This is a genomic window from Cyclobacterium sp. 10D3-21 (genome assembly GCF_055809755.1).
In genome coordinates, this window is the sequence record NZ_CM147924.1 from 4,019,032 (window position 1) to 4,035,510 (window position 16,479).

Annotated in this window: 16 protein-coding genes; 15 read left to right on the plus strand and 1 reads right to left on the minus strand. The window is 37.2% G+C overall.

Features of this window, described 5'->3' with window-relative positions; all coding sequences use genetic code 11:
- Window positions 1-68: 68 nt before the first annotated feature.
- From AC0L7T_RS15870 to AC0L7T_RS15920, 11 genes are all read left to right on the plus strand, one after another.
- Window positions 69-692 (plus strand): hypothetical protein, encoded by a 624-nt coding sequence (locus AC0L7T_RS15870; protein WP_473336450.1) that lies wholly within the window; start codon window positions 69-71, stop codon window positions 690-692.
- A gap of 463 nt (window positions 693-1,155) precedes the next feature.
- The gene (locus AC0L7T_RS15875; protein ID WP_473336452.1) at window positions 1,156-3,003 is read left to right on the plus strand and encodes a pyridoxal-dependent decarboxylase; all 1,848 of its coding nucleotides are present in this window, start codon (window positions 1,156-1,158) and stop codon (window positions 3,001-3,003) included.
- Between the two features lie 442 nt (window positions 3,004-3,445).
- Complete coding sequence (locus tag AC0L7T_RS15880; RefSeq protein ID WP_473336454.1) at window positions 3,446-4,741, plus strand: APC family permease; 1,296 nt, start codon at window positions 3,446-3,448, stop codon at window positions 4,739-4,741.
- Between the two features lie 354 nt (window positions 4,742-5,095).
- On the plus strand, window positions 5,096-5,662 hold the full coding sequence (locus AC0L7T_RS15885; protein ID WP_473336456.1) for a Crp/Fnr family transcriptional regulator: 567 nt from the start codon (window positions 5,096-5,098) through the stop codon (window positions 5,660-5,662).
- A gap of 146 nt (window positions 5,663-5,808) precedes the next feature.
- Window positions 5,809-6,546: a hypothetical protein gene (locus tag AC0L7T_RS15890; protein ID WP_473336457.1), complete on the plus strand. Its 738-nt coding sequence runs from the start codon at window positions 5,809-5,811 to the stop codon at window positions 6,544-6,546.
- 54 nt (window positions 6,547-6,600) lie between these two features.
- On the plus strand, window positions 6,601-7,380 hold the full coding sequence (locus AC0L7T_RS15895; RefSeq protein ID WP_473336459.1) for a sterol desaturase family protein: 780 nt from the start codon (window positions 6,601-6,603) through the stop codon (window positions 7,378-7,380).
- 736 nt (window positions 7,381-8,116) lie between these two features.
- Window positions 8,117-8,539: a VOC family protein gene (locus AC0L7T_RS15900; protein ID WP_473336460.1), complete on the plus strand. Its 423-nt coding sequence runs from the start codon at window positions 8,117-8,119 to the stop codon at window positions 8,537-8,539.
- A gap of 452 nt (window positions 8,540-8,991) precedes the next feature.
- Window positions 8,992-10,446, plus strand: coding sequence for a hypothetical protein (locus AC0L7T_RS15905; RefSeq protein ID WP_473336462.1), 1,455 nt, complete (start codon window positions 8,992-8,994; stop codon window positions 10,444-10,446).
- A 149-nt stretch (window positions 10,447-10,595) separates the two neighbouring features.
- Window positions 10,596-10,991, plus strand: a complete 396-nt coding sequence (locus tag AC0L7T_RS15910; protein ID WP_473336464.1) for a (deoxy)nucleoside triphosphate pyrophosphohydrolase — start codon at window positions 10,596-10,598, stop codon at window positions 10,989-10,991.
- Window positions 10,992-11,017: 26 nt separating this feature from the next.
- Window positions 11,018-11,554, plus strand: a complete 537-nt coding sequence (locus tag AC0L7T_RS15915) for a Crp/Fnr family transcriptional regulator (RefSeq protein ID WP_473336465.1) — start codon at window positions 11,018-11,020, stop codon at window positions 11,552-11,554.
- Window positions 11,555-11,606: 52 nt separating this feature from the next.
- On the plus strand, window positions 11,607-12,149 hold the full coding sequence (locus tag AC0L7T_RS15920) for a DinB family protein (protein ID WP_473336466.1): 543 nt from the start codon (window positions 11,607-11,609) through the stop codon (window positions 12,147-12,149).
- Between the two features lie 45 nt (window positions 12,150-12,194).
- Here the strand turns inward: AC0L7T_RS15920 and AC0L7T_RS15925 are convergent, their stop codons facing one another.
- A complete protein-coding gene (locus AC0L7T_RS15925; RefSeq protein WP_473336467.1) occupies window positions 12,195-12,539 on the minus strand; it encodes a winged helix-turn-helix transcriptional regulator in 345 nt (114 codons plus the stop codon).
- Window positions 12,540-12,638: 99 nt separating this feature from the next.
- Between AC0L7T_RS15925 and nfsB the strand changes: the two genes are divergently transcribed.
- From nfsB to AC0L7T_RS15945, 4 genes are all read left to right on the plus strand, one after another.
- Entirely contained in the window at window positions 12,639-13,298 is a 660-nt protein-coding gene (gene nfsB / locus AC0L7T_RS15930) for an oxygen-insensitive NAD(P)H nitroreductase (protein WP_473336468.1), read from the plus strand.
- 499 nt (window positions 13,299-13,797) lie between these two features.
- Entirely contained in the window at window positions 13,798-14,271 is a 474-nt protein-coding gene (locus tag AC0L7T_RS15935; protein WP_473336470.1) for a hypothetical protein, read from the plus strand.
- A gap of 322 nt (window positions 14,272-14,593) precedes the next feature.
- Entirely contained in the window at window positions 14,594-15,139 is a 546-nt protein-coding gene (locus AC0L7T_RS15940; protein ID WP_473336471.1) for a hypothetical protein, read from the plus strand.
- Window positions 15,140-15,518: 379 nt separating this feature from the next.
- Window positions 15,519-16,415 (plus strand): YHYH protein, encoded by an 897-nt coding sequence (locus tag AC0L7T_RS15945; RefSeq protein WP_473336473.1) that lies wholly within the window; start codon window positions 15,519-15,521, stop codon window positions 16,413-16,415.
- Window positions 16,416-16,479: the final 64 nt, after the last annotated feature.

Here is a 16,479-nt window from a genome sequence, read left to right on the forward strand (position 1 = left end):
TAAGTGAACGTTTTTTAGTGTCCCTCCCATGCACCTTTGCATTATCTTTTAACTTAAAAATTAAAAAAATGCGAAATTGTATTTTAGTAATTGTATTTGCGCTAATAAGTACCTTTCCTAAGGAGCTCAAAGCACAATATGCAAAAAATGACACTACCCACAGCAGGTTCTTCATCGGCAGTACATTTTTTGTGTTTGGTAATTTAATTCCTGACGACAATTCACCTGACTTTGCCCAGCTGAACTTAGGTTACAGATTGGGACCAAAAGATGCGCTGTCATTGGAGCTAAAATCGTGGAAATATGCCTGGTCGCTTGGCATTCCTTATGGTGATTCTTTTGAAGCACCCGAAGAAAAGTTTCCAGGCTATATAAGGGAGTTTGGATTTGCCTTTGCCTATCAGCATTTTTGGTGGAAAGGCTTGTATACTGGCATACACGTAATGAATTCCTTTCAAACATTTAAGGACGAAGAGAACAAAAAAATAAAAAACGGTTTTCAAATCTTCAATACCTACCGAGTTGGCTACCATTTTAAGTTATTCAATGACAAATTCTTCATTGAACCGTCCATAGCAATCACCCACCGACCTTACCATACCGAAATGCCGGATTCGTTTAAAGAACTGGATGACAAATGGTCAAAATTCTTTATTGGTGAACCAGGACTTCATTTTGGTTATAACTTTTGAAATTATTCAAATAACTTGATTGCCCAATTCAAAAAAATAAACAATATACCTATACACCTCTCAAGCTTAAGGGTAATCCCACCCTTAAGCCTATTAATTTCAAAGCGTGGTTCTCCCAAACAGATTTTTAATATAAAACGCCTTGAATTTTATTCAAAATCAATTCCTGCGTTTGCCAATTTCCTTACTTCTTTTTGCGCTTCATTCATTTGCTAGTAAAGCTATGATAAATTGCGTGTAAGGGAACTTGCACCCTTGGATAACTCTCTGTATATTAGATTTGATAGTCAGATTTAAACTGACAATTCATAGAAGAATTGGTGGGTTATTACCAACTGTTTTTCATCGCCAATAAAATAGAAAAGAAACCATAGCCGACTACTTACTTTTTTTCTAACCTTTACAATGGAAAGTTCTATTTCAACTTTAACAGTTGTCGTTTAAAATAACATAAAAGATAACCATGTCTAAAAACTGCAAAGATCCTCAGCATGTACCTTACGGCCCTAAACAACTTCCATGGACTGCCCAAGTACCCGAAGGAGCCATTGTATCAAGGCCAAGTAATGACCCAAATGAGGTGTATGTTTCGGTGCCACCCAAGGATGTCCATGGGAACTTCCCGCAAATTGATTATAGCCAATTCGAAATTCCTCCTACGGGATTGACAAATGAGGAACGAGAAATAGCCTTGGCTTCTTTTAAAGAATTTATTGAAACCCAACATTCCAGTTTTGCAGGCTTTCAGGGAAATCAAGATCAGAATTATGCAGATCGTTTTCCCTACCTCATGGACATGCATGCCAATAATATTGGAGATCCTTTTAGCAGTGGGCGATACACCCTAAACTCAAAATTCTGTGAGCGGGCAGTTTTAGATTATTTTGCCGCATTATGGAATAACAAGTGGCCTCATACAGCTGCTACCGATCAACAGGATGCGGATTCCAGGTATTGGGGCTATGTACTCACAATGGGATTTACGGAAGGAAATATCTACGGATTGTTCAATGCCAGAGACTACCTTAAAGGCAGGACAATCCTTGAAGATCAAAAAACAAATGCGCAAATTGATGGCTATACCAGAAGAGGCAGAGAAACAAGGGGACAACATTTTTCTTATAAAGCGCCTATAAAAAAGGAGGAAACTTCTGAAAATGCATACACCCCTGTACTCTTCTATTCGGAAGATGTTCATTATTCCATTCAAAAAGCATCGCATTTGTTGGAATTACCTACTTTCCAGCAGATAGGACAGGAAAAATATCCCGGACAATGTCCCATTACCAACGATGGAAGTTGGCCTGAAATGGTTCCTTCCCATGATTTCGACAAAGACAATCCACAGTCAGGATCGGTTAAAATAGCTGAATTGACGCAATTGGTTCAATTTTTTGTTGCCAAAGGCTACCCTGTTGTAGTTGTTGCCAATATTGGAACCACATGGAAAGGGGCTTATGATGATGTGCCTGCCATTAACGCCATGTTTGAAAAGTTAGGCAAAGTCTATCCATGGCTTTGGGAACGCAAAGTGATTTATGGAAAGGACGAAAAGGGAAATCCATTGTTTGATATAAGGAGAGGTTTTTGGCTTCATGTGGACGGTGCGCTCGGTGCGGCTTATCTTCCTTTTGTCGAAATGGCCCACAACCGCAACCTTTTGAAAGAAAAAGGCCCTATGTTCGATTTTCGAAATCCAGCTGTGATGAGTGTGGGTTGCTCCATGCATAAATGGCTTGGGGGTCCCTGGCCTTCAGGAATCTTTATGACTCGAACTGGCTACCAGTTACTGCCCCCAGATGCGGCAAGTTCCTTTTTAGGTACGCCAGACACCACTCTCGGAGGTTCCCGGTCTGCCTTTTCACCCATGATTCTATGGGATTATTTTTCCAGAATGAGTTATGAAGACAATATGAATAAGGCTGTTGAAACAGAAGATGTTTCGGCCTATCTGGAGGCAGAATTGTTCAAATTTGAATCAGAATTAAAAGCTAGATTTGGTAAGGAAGTCGACCTATGGATTGCCCGGTCCCGCTTGAGTCTGACCGTTCGCTTTCGGTTGGTCAACGAAACATTAAATTACAAATGGTCCTTAGATACAGATAGGCTTTGGGTTCCTGTTTCCGAGAAAGAACGCCAGTTGCGTTCTTATTCCCATATCTTCGTTATGCACTCAGTTGGCAAAGAAAGGATTGATGCCTTTATGGCTGATTTAAGAGAAAACTGCAATACAGATTGGCATGTTGCCTTTCCCAAGATAGATTTTAGTGCTGTACCACCAGCACCAAACCCGGAACTGCAAAACCAATAAATGCTTAAGGAAAGATCAATAAAAACTTGCCTTCTGAAGTACATTATGGCTGGTGTATTATTTGTTGTTTAAAAAATATAAAAACTGACTTTTAAATACTTGAACCCATCAAAGGCACTGGGTTTATTGCTATGTTGCCCCCCTTTATTCATGTAGGTCCTTAATCTTAAAAAACTAAGTTGACAGGTGGATAAGCTTGGGTAGACCTTAAATGATTTAAATTTTAATCTCCATTAGAAAAGGGATATATAGATATTTTCGCCAAAACTAATCCCGTATTGGTACGATCATATTTTTGTCCTATATTCACCTTTCTGCATGCACCCAATTTTCTTGGGTACTGTTGTCTGTAGCCCACACTAAGTTCTCTACAAGCCTATTAGTAACTTCATTAAGGTAATCGCTAAAAACCATAGCCCCATCAAAATTATTAGGAAGCCCCATGAAAAAAACCAAAAAACTTAGTTTAATTGAAGTAATATCAATGGCTGTAGGCACAATGATAGGTGCCAGTATTTTTTCAATCTTTGGTTTAGGGGCTGAAATCGCAGGGAAAAATTTACCAGAAGCATTTATTCTCTCTGGCATTTATGCATTAGTAGTAGCTTATTCCTATGCTACATTAGGCGGAAAAATTATCTCCAACGCAGGTCCAATTGCCTTCATATTAAAGGGACTTGGAGATGGTATTGTAACAGGTGCTTTAAGCATACTAATGTGGCTGTCCTATGTCATATCAATATCCCTTTTTGTTAAAGGTTTTGCTGGATACCTACTTCCATTTCTGCACCTGGAGTCTACAACATGGGCAATTGGATTGGTTGAAGTATTGGTTATTGCATTATTTACCGCACTGAATTTCTTCGGTAGCAAGGCAGTGGGGAAAGTTGAATTTTATATTGTCTTCATCAAATTATCGATTTTACTGGTGTTTATTTTGGGCGGCTTTATGACGATTAATTGGTCAATGACCCTACCGAATTTCGATACCGCTCACACAAATGGTTTACTTAATGCTTCTGTAATCTTCTTCCTTTCTTATATGGGATTTGGACTTATTACCAACACCTCTGAAAACATTAAAAACCCCGAAAAAAACATTCCTTTAGCCATCTTTATAAGTATTCTATTTGTGATGGTTTTCTATATTTTGATATCCCTTGTTACCATTGGTAATCTTCCTTTAACAGAAATTGTAAAAGCGCAGGAAAATGCTTTGGCCATAGCTGCTAAGCCATTTTTAGGGAATTTCGGGTTTATTCTTATTACTGTTGGGGCATTGTTCTCACTTTCATCTGCTTTAAATGCCACTATTTTTGGGGGAGCAAACATTGCTTATTCATTGGCAAAAGATGGAGAACTTCCGGAATTTTTCGAGCGAAAAGTTTGGTTTAAATCTACCGAAGGTTTGTACATTACAGCAGGATTAGGTCTTGTATTTGCCTTGTTCTTTAATTTAGAAGCAATTGCCTCCATTACCAGTACAATTTTTACGGTTATTTACATTTTTGTGCTAATTTCTCATCTCAAATTGCAGAAAGTGTATGGAGGAAATAGACTGCTTATTATTATCAATTTAATGGTCCTTTTGATTGTATTTGCTGCGCTAATGAAATACCAGTGGGATACCCAGAAAAGTGCCTTTTATGCCAGTATCATTACTTTCCTAGCTGCTATAGTTGTAGAGTATATCTTTAGAAAATACAAGAAACGAGAAATGAAAGTTGATGAAATTTAGAAATTGAACGAATTATTATTAGAGACTTTAATTATTATACTTACCTAATTTGAAGATGGGTAAAATTCTTTCTTTTCCACTTGTCTGCAAACGGCCTATTCATATAAAAGAAAAAGAACGCTAATTTGTTATAAACCTTTTATTTTGAGGAAATATGAAAATTAATAAGCGTCAAGGTGCAAATCCATTCCTATTTCAATTGTTGAAACAATCACCTATATCAAGTATATTTACCCCTCAACACATTTAAAAAGTAAAGCATATTGGCCTTCTAAGAAATGCATTAACTTGAAAAAATAATATGGCATTAAATTCTAAAGAGATTAAACCGTGATAGACTTTGAAAAGGTTCAAATGCTCTACAATTTCGGCAGGAATTTAGACCTCAAAGATATTCAAACGTTGTTGCATGCAGCAATGCGTAAATCTTTTGACACTGGAGATTTTATCATCAAAGAAGGCAGTGTAAGAAAAGAGATATTTTTTATCAGAAAAGGTCTCGTTCGTGCTTACAAAGTAAAGGAAAATGGAGAGGAAATAACCACCCTGCTAAGATGGGAAAACCAAGTTTTAGCCAGCCCAAATATTATCTTATTTGATCAACCCTCCCAGTTTTACTACAAAGCATTAGAACCCACGGACGTGTTCTATATGGACCATGATTTGCTTCAATCCATCGTTTCAAAACACCCAAAACTAGAAGCCAACCGAAAGTTTATTTTTCAAAGCATTTTGAAAGAAGCTTTGAACCGAGTGAACTCATTTATATTATATAGTCCTGAGGAGCGCTACACACAATTTATGAAAACCAACCCTAAATTGGTAAATAGAGTAGCGGATAAATACCTTGCCAATATTCTTGGCATCACCCCAGTATCATTGAGCCGGATCAGAAAGCGAATTGCTTCTAAAAAGCAATAGCTCTTTTTTTAGCAGTCAAAAATATTCCCAAGGAGGGTATTTATAGCGGGATTATAAAATCTTATCCCTTAATTATCTTTTGTTAATTTTATTGAAGTATCTGACCGCTAGGTTTGTGTCATTATTAATCTTAAAAAAAATTAACAATGACACAAGTAAAAAATAACACCTCAAAACTCGCACTAATCTTTTCAATCTTACTTCTTTTTTCCTGCGGAGAAAATGATACCATCGATGAAGCGATGAAAGAAAACCCAACACTTACAGAAAGTGAGGCTGCCAAAACAATGGAATCTTCTCAACAAAGCCAAACTGGAGGAATGTACACCAATTTACAGGACTTGACAGATCAATTAATTGAAGCAATAAAGTCTGGTGCCCTATGTGACAATTTGTATACCGATACATTATCGAAAGCTTACCAGGGTAATATTATTCAAGCAAATTACACTACTGAATTGACCTATGAAATGAGCTGTAATGCTTTAAGCATCCCACAAACGGCTACTTTTTCGCTCAACACAGATTTTGCCTACAATTCTGAAAGGATAGCTTCAGCTGATTCCTCCTACTTTACCGGCAATGTTTCAGGCCTTCAACCCAGTGTTACAACTATTCTAATTTCTGGCCAATACAGTTCTTTTGGCACACAGGAGATAAATTTTACGAAGGAAAAAAGCATCAGCAGTAATTTTGAAGTTTCACTTTCCGACATCAAAGTGGACAAGCAAACTTTAAGCATTCAATCCGGTGAAGGCAATTTTACATTTACGGATACAACCCAAGTTTCAACCTTTTCTTTTGCGGGTACTATCTTGTTCAAAGGCGACAAAACTGCGGATTTAACCATTGAAGGCACAATGTATTCCCTTGAATGGAACTAAGCGTATGCGTCATGTATATAAAATTTTAGATTATTTTTAAAACATAGAAAAAAAATGCAAATCACAATTGATTATCTCGTTCCCCTCGCCTTGAATATTATAAGGTACTTTGTGCTAGCTGGTATTCCATTTTTGGTGTTCTACATCATCTTTCCACACCTTTTTATTAAGAGTAAAATCCAGAAGCGAATTGCAAAAAAGAAGGAATTCATAAGAGAAATAGGCCTTTCAATGCAAACAACCTTGGTATTGGCAGGAGTAGTTTGGTTGATCTTGAAATCTCCTGCACAAGCCTCTACCTTGATTTATCATGACACTACAGACTACCCTTTGTGGTGGATTCCAATGAGTATATTGTTGAGCTTGGTTTTACATGATACTTATTTTTATTGGCTGCACAGAGGGATCCATATGCCTAGATTGTTTCGACACGTTCACAGGATGCACCATAAATCAGTGAATCCATCGCCTTGGGCCTCCTACTCTTTTCACCTTTTCGAAAGTATGCTGGAAGCCTTGATTGCACCGATTATTATCCTTCTTATTCCCATCCATCCCCTGGCTCTTCTTATTTTTGCATTGTTATCCTTCTCTTTCAATGTATACGGTCATCTGGGTTATGAAATCACGCCAAAATGGTTTAGAACATCTATTCTTTTTGAAATACTAAATACCTCTACCCACCACAATATGCACCATGCGCAATTCAAAGGAAACTATGGCTTGTATTTTAGGTTTTGGGACAAACTAATGGGGACCGAACACCCAGATTATGTGCGGGAATTTGATAAAATTCAAAGCCGAAGGTTCTACACATCGCCTACAAGCACTTAAAACCCTATGAGATATGGCATCTCAATTACAGGGCTAAACATCCAAATTGTGGGTTGGCTTTTGGAAAGAAAAAATCAACTTCCTTCTAGTGCTAAATTAATCCAGGCACAAGATTTAGGCATCCTTTTAAACAACTTGACTAAGAAATGACTTTTTAGTACATTCTTTCCTATAATATAAAGTTTTATCAAATGTTTGGGATACTGGAAACATCTCCGGAACATTATGAAGAATTAGCCCGAATCTCTGGTAAAGGATATATTAAAAGATAATGATGGCTGTCCTTTTGACTCCATTGAAATAGCAATAAATGAGATCAATGCTCCTCTTATAATAATTTCAAGGATTATTTCAGTAATCAAGTTACCGACGAAACCACCGCAATATTAAACATCTTTAAACAAGGGTATACGGTTGGTTCAAAACGCACAAAATATTGGATCAATTTTCTCTGTTAAATACTAATCATTTCTTCTATGGTTCAGAACTATTGCCCAATAGGTATATTTTTTTCAAGTGGATGAAATCACCAAACCCGGCCTTTTGTGGAATGGAAGCCCAAGAACTAGTGGTTTATCCATATGGTTTTCAATAGTAAAGAAGGTGCTTGGACAAATCGAACATGGTAGCTTAGGATGCTATTGAATTGTACATACCCAAAACACCAGAATAAAATAAAGTTAAAAGATCACCAGAATTTTCAATTCCGCTCACCGAAAAAATTTAATCAATAAGTATGCAACGAATAGAACACATTGCCATTTGGACAAAAAATTTAGAAAAAATGCCTGCGTTTTATCTGGAATTCTTTGATTTAAGGGACAATGAAAAATATTTTAACCCAAAGAAAAATTTCAGTTCCTACTTCTTGTCATTTAAAAACGGCGCACGTTTAGAATTGATGCATTCACCTGATATAAGTAAATTTATTTCCAAATCAGAACAAAAGCTAGGCTTGACCCATTTTGCCATCTCCCTTGGGACTAGAGAGAAGGTGGATTTGCTTACCGAAAAAATACGCAAAAGTGGCAATCAGGTAATTGGTGAACCTAGGACTACTGGAGATGGATACTATGAAAGTGTCATTGCCGACACGGAAGGAAATACCATTGAAATTACCATTAAACATTTGGCAAAGCTGATTGAAAACATCCCCTAAGAAATTTCCTATTTCAATTATTTTAAGTCCAATCAACCATGTTTTGGTTTTTGAAAATTCGTCGAACCATACCATCTAGGAAATCACTCCATGATAGTCCTGTAATTTTTAAAACCACAAAAAATCAATTAGATTAGTAGTAAATGTAAGCGGTAGTAAGGATATATTGTTTGTCCTTCCCCTCCTTGCCAATATATTAATAATATGATCATTGTAGCGATTTAACCCGGATTATTTAATAGAATTTCCCGTGTTTACGGGAAGTGTTGCAATCGCAAGAAAATCAGGCTGTTTGGAGATTTTAGCATAGCACCGCTATGGTGAACCTGTCTATCGTCAGGAAAAATTGAAAACAGCAACGATTGGGTATTTTGAAGCGATTTCAGCACCTAATAGATTGCCTATTGCATATTTCGGGTTTAAAATAACCAAGCCATTGAGCTCCCAAAAAAATGAAAAATAAAACAACGTTATTATTACTGTCAATTCTATTAATAAGTACCCTAAAATTATCGGGACAAAGTATTTCTGCAAATGACACCGATTCTCAGGGCATTAAACCCTACACCCAAAACCCCTGGTATTGGCAGTATCAAGGGGAACCTATAGTACTGATAGGAGGAAGTGATGATGATAACCTTTTTCAATGGACAAGCAAACAATTAACAGATCACCTGGATTTGTTACTTTCTTCAGGAGGCAATTACTTAAGAAATACGATGTCGGATCGTGATGAAGGAAATGTCTTTGCTTTTAAAAAGATTAACGGAGACAGTTATGATCTAAACCAATGGAATGAAGAATATTGGCGCAGGCTTGTTTTTTTTCTTGACGAAACCACAAAGAGAGGAATTATAGTTCAATTAACCCTTTGGGATATCTTTGATATCAATTCTTCAGGGCGATGGGGAAATCACCCCTGGAACCCAAAAAATAATGTCAATATGCAACTTGGTACTTGGAAGGACAGTCGGGACTTCTTTGCAACCGTTAATAATAACGCTCAGGCTGAGTTGTCCTATCAAAAAAAGTTCATTGATAAATTGCTTTCAGTAACATTAAAGTATGACAATGTATTGTACAATATAAATAACGAAAGCAGCGAAGAGGGTGACTGGGAAAACTATTGGGCACTTTATCTGAAGGAATTGGCCAATAAATCTTTGAAAAGGATATACATCACCAACATGCAACTTTCCGCTGCAAATGCAATCCGACATTACATGACTTACCCTACTATTTTTGATTTTGTAGACATTTCTCAAAACAACCAGGACTCCAAAGGCGGTAGAGGGAAAGCACACTGGGACAATCTGATGTTCTTACGTGAAAAAATAGCCTCTTTTGGACCTGTTCCTCTGAACAATGTAAAGATTTATGGGGCCACAGATGGTGGATCAAATTACTCTGCAGGATCAGAAACTGAGGCCATGGATCGGTTTTGGCGGGACATCATAGGTGGCTGTGCTTCTGCCAGATTCCACCGCCCTTCTGTCCCAAACAGACCGTGGGGGTCCGGTTTGAATGAGCGTGTTCAGACCAATCTCAAAGCCATGAACATGCTACTTGAAAAGTTAGACATCGTGTCTTGTACACCTCATAATGATCTCCTTTCTCCAAATGTTTCGGTTCCTTCTACGATGGAAGCTTATGCCACCGCAAACATTGGCCAACAATATGCTATCTATTTCCCTCAGGGCCGTTATACCGTAGATTTGGACCCTTGGGTTTTTGCTGATAAATTAAAACTGCAATGGTTGGATATCAATTCACTAAAATGGTCAGAACCAGAAATAGTTGAAGTTACATGGAAAGGTGGAAAGCATGATTGGGGTTTTCAAGGCGTAATAAGTCTCGAAACACCAAGCAATAGACAGTGTGTTGCATTTTTGGAGGTAATAGAATAACCTTTATAAAGAAAATTGAAATAATTTAAGCTGTGCCATTTTATTTCCATTAGTCTAGTCGGGTATATTGGTGAAGCTTAAGTGGGAAACCATGTAGACATGGATAGGAATGATGAATGTCAACAAGGAAATTAAAACAGTTAACAATAATGAAGCGCATTGAGGTTGTTGCAGGAATAATATTTTTTAAAAACCAGATCCTTTGCGTGCAAAGACCAAAAAGCAAACACAATTACATTTCGGAGAAATTTGAATTTCCTGGGGGAAAAGTTGAACCTGAAGAAACAAAAATGGAGGCTTTGCAGCGTGAGTTATTGGAAGAACTGAACATTATCCCTACCATTAAATCTTTATACCTTACAGTAGAGCATACCTATCCAGATTTTGAAGTGACAATGCATGGGTTTCTCTGTGAGGTGGATTCAAAAGCACTTTCCCTCCGTGAGCATATAAGCCAGGAGTGGCTAAAACCTGAAGAACTCGATAAGTTGGATTGGGCAGCGGCAGATATACCAATTGTAAATAAATTGCTGACCAACAAATAAGAGCACATTGCTACCCTTATTGACAAATGAATCCTATTTCAAACTTTATAGCGCAAATTGACCAGCAGCATTTATGGGACAAAAAGCTGGAATTGAACCGAAAGGAATACTTAAAGGTCAAGGGAAGCATTGATACCAACCTTTATTTTGTAGTCAGCGGGAGCTTGAGAATCTATGTGCTAGAGGAATTTGAAGAGAACATCATAAGGTTTGGATACCAAAACAATTTCATAGCCGCCTTGGATTCTTTTATTAGTGAAAAGCCTTCTGACCTTTACATTCAAGCGATCAAAAAAACGCAATTGAAAGTAATCAAAAAAGCAAGCTTCATGGCTTTTGTTGACGGTTCAACTGAAAACACCAAAATCTGGCAGCAGATGCTCGGAGATTTGATCTATCAACAAATGGAAAGAGAGCGCGACATTTTAACAACTTCGCCCTTGGAAAGGTACAAAAGGGTTTTAGCCAGAAGTCCTCAATTGTTCCAGGAAATCCCAAACAAATACATTGCTTCCTATTTGCGAATGACGCCAGAAACATTGTCCAGAATCAAAAAGTCTTGATCCAAATCAATGTTTTAGCTAGAAATAACAGCGAATTTTGGTAAAAAAAACGATGAAAATAGCATCAGGAAAATTAATACAGGATTTGGTTGAGCGTACACGGATAAATATCAACCAGGCCGAAAAGTTTAGCACCCTCTCCATTGAGAAGCTAAATGGCAGACCAGGACAGGACAGTTGGAGCATTTTGGAATGCATAGAACATTTGAACCTATATGGGGATTTTTATATCCCTGAAATAAACAAATGCATCAAAAATTCAAACACAATTCCCAAAGAGAATTTCAAATCTGGCATTTTAGGTGATTATTTCGCCAAAATGATGCTGCCAAAGGAGAAATTGAAGAAGATGAAAACCTTCAGCGACAAAAATCCGATGGGCAGCGCTTTGGACAAATCAACCCTTCAACGGTTCCTTACCCAACAAGAACAACTTCTGATTCTCTTGGATAAAGCCAGCAAAGTGGATTTATCCAAAACCAAAACTGCCATAAGTATTTCAAAATGGATCAAGTTAAAACTTGGCGATACCTTTAGAGTAGTCATCTATCACAATGATCGCCATATGGTACAAGCAAATAAAATCCTGAAATAGCCAATACTCCTTACTTTTCTATATTGGTCCACCAATTATAATTATTTACTCCGAAACTTCCGCGTTATTTTGAACGGTGTTATAGCCCCAATCTGCAATGGACTGAACCACGGGGATTAAGCTCTTCCCAAAATCGGTAAGCGAATACTCCACCTTTAAGGGCGGTTTTGAAGTATAAACCTTTCTCTTAATGATGCCATCCTCTTCCAGGGTTTTCAACTGCAGACTTAAGGTCCGTTCCGTTACTGTGGGCATTTCTTTTCGCAACTCATTGTACCGCAAAGTTTCATTCCTTAGGTGAAATAGGATTACCGTTTTCCATTTCCCACCAATAAGCCCCATCGTTAAACTTGCACAACATGGGTATTCTTTTCCTTTGAACTTGTACATAACTATTTAGAAATATTTAATACTATCCTATTTGACCGTTATTGCAAAGTTATAACACTATCCTTACTTTTGCAACTATAAAAATTATAGTATAAAATTATGAACATTAAAAATGTATTAAACTGGCGATATTCGACCAAAGAATTTGATCCAAACAAAAAAATTTCAAGTGAAGATTTTGATCAGGTCAAGGCACTTTTAAGGATGAGTCCTTCTAGTACGAATTTACAACCCTGGCATTTTATCATTGCTAATACAGAAGAGGGCAAAAAACGCATGGCCAAAGGAACGCAGGGATTTTTTATCTTCAATGAAGCCAAAGTTTTAAAAGCTTCTCATGTGATATTGTTTTGCTCAAGAATTACGGCGGATGAGGACTATATGCAACATGTATTGGCCGTGGAAGACTTGGATGGTAGGTTTCCAAATGAGCAGATAAAACAAGGCATGCATGGTGGAAGAAATGCATTTGTCGACATTCACAAATACGACTTAAAGGACCTGCCCCATTGGTTGGAAAAGCAGGTATATTTGAATATTGGAAACTTCTTGCTCGGTGTAGCCACCCTTGGTATTGATGCAGTGCCAATGGAAGGCGTTGATGTTAAAGCATTAGATGAAGAATTTGGTTTGAGAGAAAAAGGATTTACTGTAGTAACTGCTGTTTCCATTGGGTACCGAACAGCATCAGATTTTAACACTACAGACAAAACGCCAAAATCAAGACTGCCAGAGCAAGAGATTTTCACACTTGTTTAAGGAGAGAAAGCAAAAATTGTGTAAGTGGGTTTAACTCGATGTTCCGGTTTTATCATTTTGTAACCAAGATCACATTTGCACCGTCACAAAAATTTCCACCAATCGATAGGCTATAAAAATGACCCAATCCGCGTCATTTATTTTTTGTTTTAAAACTCCACAGTGCTGGACTCAGAAAATGAGATTCTAATCAGTTGAAATGGGAAACTATTGCTACCCTGCTAAAGGCCAATTGAAATATTGCCATTCGATACAATTTGCATAACCTTCAAACTAACATTCCAGCATATAAAATTACAAGTTAGATTTAGTAGCAGCTATAAATAAACCTGTTCATCAAATGATAAGGGTACTTTTACTATAAAATTTAAATAAGGTAAATCAAGGTGGGTAATTCGGAATTAGGTTTACATTAGGTAAATTAAGCCATGCAATAAACGGGAAAGGATCTCAAAAATTCAAGGCTCTCCGAATAATTGGCATTACTTAAAAATCCACAATGACAAACACAAACCAGATTCCTAGGATGCTTTTAAATCTAGTATTGATAGGAATTGTTTATTTAGGATTGAACAATCCACTAAAGGCGCAGGGAGAATTTAGCAAGATCAATACCTACATAAGTATTGGGGCCGTCCCAGGATTAGAGGCATTAATGAATGTCGAAGTACTTGTGAAAGATGCTGGATACCTCACTTGGTATGGAAGGGCTGGTTTGGGCTATGGAGGAATGCTATTAGCGGAAGGTGGACCTGGAGGATTGGCCGCAATGACCCTATTGACCGGAAAGAAGAATCACCATTTAGAGCTTAATGGGGGAGCATTTGTCGGTTATGACGATTACTATGATGAAACTTTTGTTTTACCAAGTTTAGACCTCGGTTACCGCTTCCAAAAACCAAGTGGAGGCATTTTATTCAAGATAAAAGCAGGAATTCTTGGTTTAGGCCTCGGTTTGGGTTACGCTTTTTAAAGGGTATGATTTTGAAGGTTTTTTTCAGGAAATAGAAGGACTATTATTATTTTAGGTTTAATATTCACCAGTAAATGAGCAAAACACCATCCACTCTTATAAAATCAATTCTCTTTAGGCAAAATTATAACTTATAATCTAAGAATTTATCCATTTCTGCCAACTTGTGCTTTTAAATTAATCAAAAACCTACTACGTTTGTAAGACCAACAATTTGGAGTTATTTCTTCCCTATTGTCTTGTATAAGCGGTTAAAAAATTGGCCATCTAAGCAGTTGATAAAAACCCTCACTCTTTAAATTATTTTCTAAACAATATCTTTATGTCAAGATTATTTTTTTCGATTTTAACAATCGGTACAGTTATTTTTTCAAGTTGCACTTCTAAATATGCCCTATTGGATCGCAATATTGAAACGGAAGAAATAGCGATACCAGGCAAGTTAATAGCTATTGAAATTGTAGATGAAAGGTCAAACGTTACAAGTAAGAGAATAAAGTTAAATGTACTTTCTTTCCCAGGTCAATCTGACAAAGTTTCACCCATTTTAAATAATGAGCAAGAGCAATTGATCATTGATCAGATTAGTTCCTATTTTTCTGATGGTGAAACTGAAGTCAAAGTAAGATGTGTCATTATCGGTGGATTTCAGGAGTTTTCGGCCCACACTTTTAACGAAAGGGAATATGTTGAATTTGAAACCAAGATAGAATTGTTAAATGCTGCTGGGAAAATGGTGAAGTATTGTACATCAGCAGCTTTTTTTGAAACAAGATCAATGGATGCAAATTATGACTTTATAGACAAGCTATACCTAAAAGCAATCAGAACATCAATTTATAAGTGCTTTGAGAAATTGGATGATTGACCGAATGGGACAAGCCTAATAGGTTAAATTTAAAAAAACCACTCATTAAACAACTGTAAATCATTAAGATAGTAAATATTTTTTTAAGTTTATTTAGGTGGTAGAAGTAAAAACACATACATTTGTGTAGAAGTATGCGATATGATTTTTATACCATTACAACTTCCTACTAGGAAGAATAAGTAGTAACCTTTATCTTTTTTTTGATACAATACCAGATAAAACGCTTATTACCTTTTCAAGCAAGTAAACCCATTTCCACCCCAATTAAGCAAAGGTATTTGCTATAACCTTCACCAATACCGAGGGATTTTTCAATTAAAGGAGTCTAAACCTTTAACGATTACTTTTTATTACCAATTTTTAAAATTTTAAAAAAATGAACTACTCAAAATTATTGCTATCTGTGCTCTTTGGAGTGACAATATTGATTTCCTCTTGTGATGACGAGGAGGATGTATGTGTTGAAACCAGTTGGTATCTAGATGCTGACAGCGATGGTTTAGGAAACGCTGATATAAGTCAAACAGCCTGTGTACAACCTAGTGGATATGTAGCGGACAATAGCGACACCGATGACAGCAGTGCCGCCTCTACAGGTAGCACCCCGCTTGCTGCATTTGACGATTTTAATGAAAGTGCCGTAACCATTTCTTTTGATGGGGATGAGATCACCATCGAATCCAACGGTTTGCCTAACCATACCTCTCCTTATTGGGAGGAGAGCAACAGCCTGTACATTGAACCTTTTGTGGCAAGTACAAGTGAAATGTCGCCTGGTACCATATCCAGCGGAAGCTACACTGTTACCGTTCCTGCAACACCAGTAAAAGCTTCTTCGAGCTCTGCAACTGGATTAGGCGCTATCGGTATTGCCATTACAGGGGCTCCTATTTTCAATGATGAGGAAGGGCCAAACATCGCTTTATCTGAAAATGTAGCCTCAGGTTTTGATTATGCCGGTGCCCATATGGGACCAACAGGTTATCATTACCACCTTGAATCTACCGATGTAGAAGCAAATACTTCACTATCGTATGATGATAAACAGTTGATTGGCATTCTACAAGATGGATTTTTGCTTTATGGTAGAAAATGCGATTCAACTGATGACCATCCAGCTAACCTGGATGCATCTGGTGGACACATTTCCGCTACGCAGCACAGTAGCGAAGAGGAATTTTATCACTATCACATTATCAATGAAACCTATATTGGTTCCTATATTCTTTTGTTCGGAGTTGATTTACAAGGAACACCAAATACTATAATGTAATCCGGTACTTTCTGTTTTATATGAATAGGAATCATCCCAAAATTCAACCCTGAAGTAAGGGATG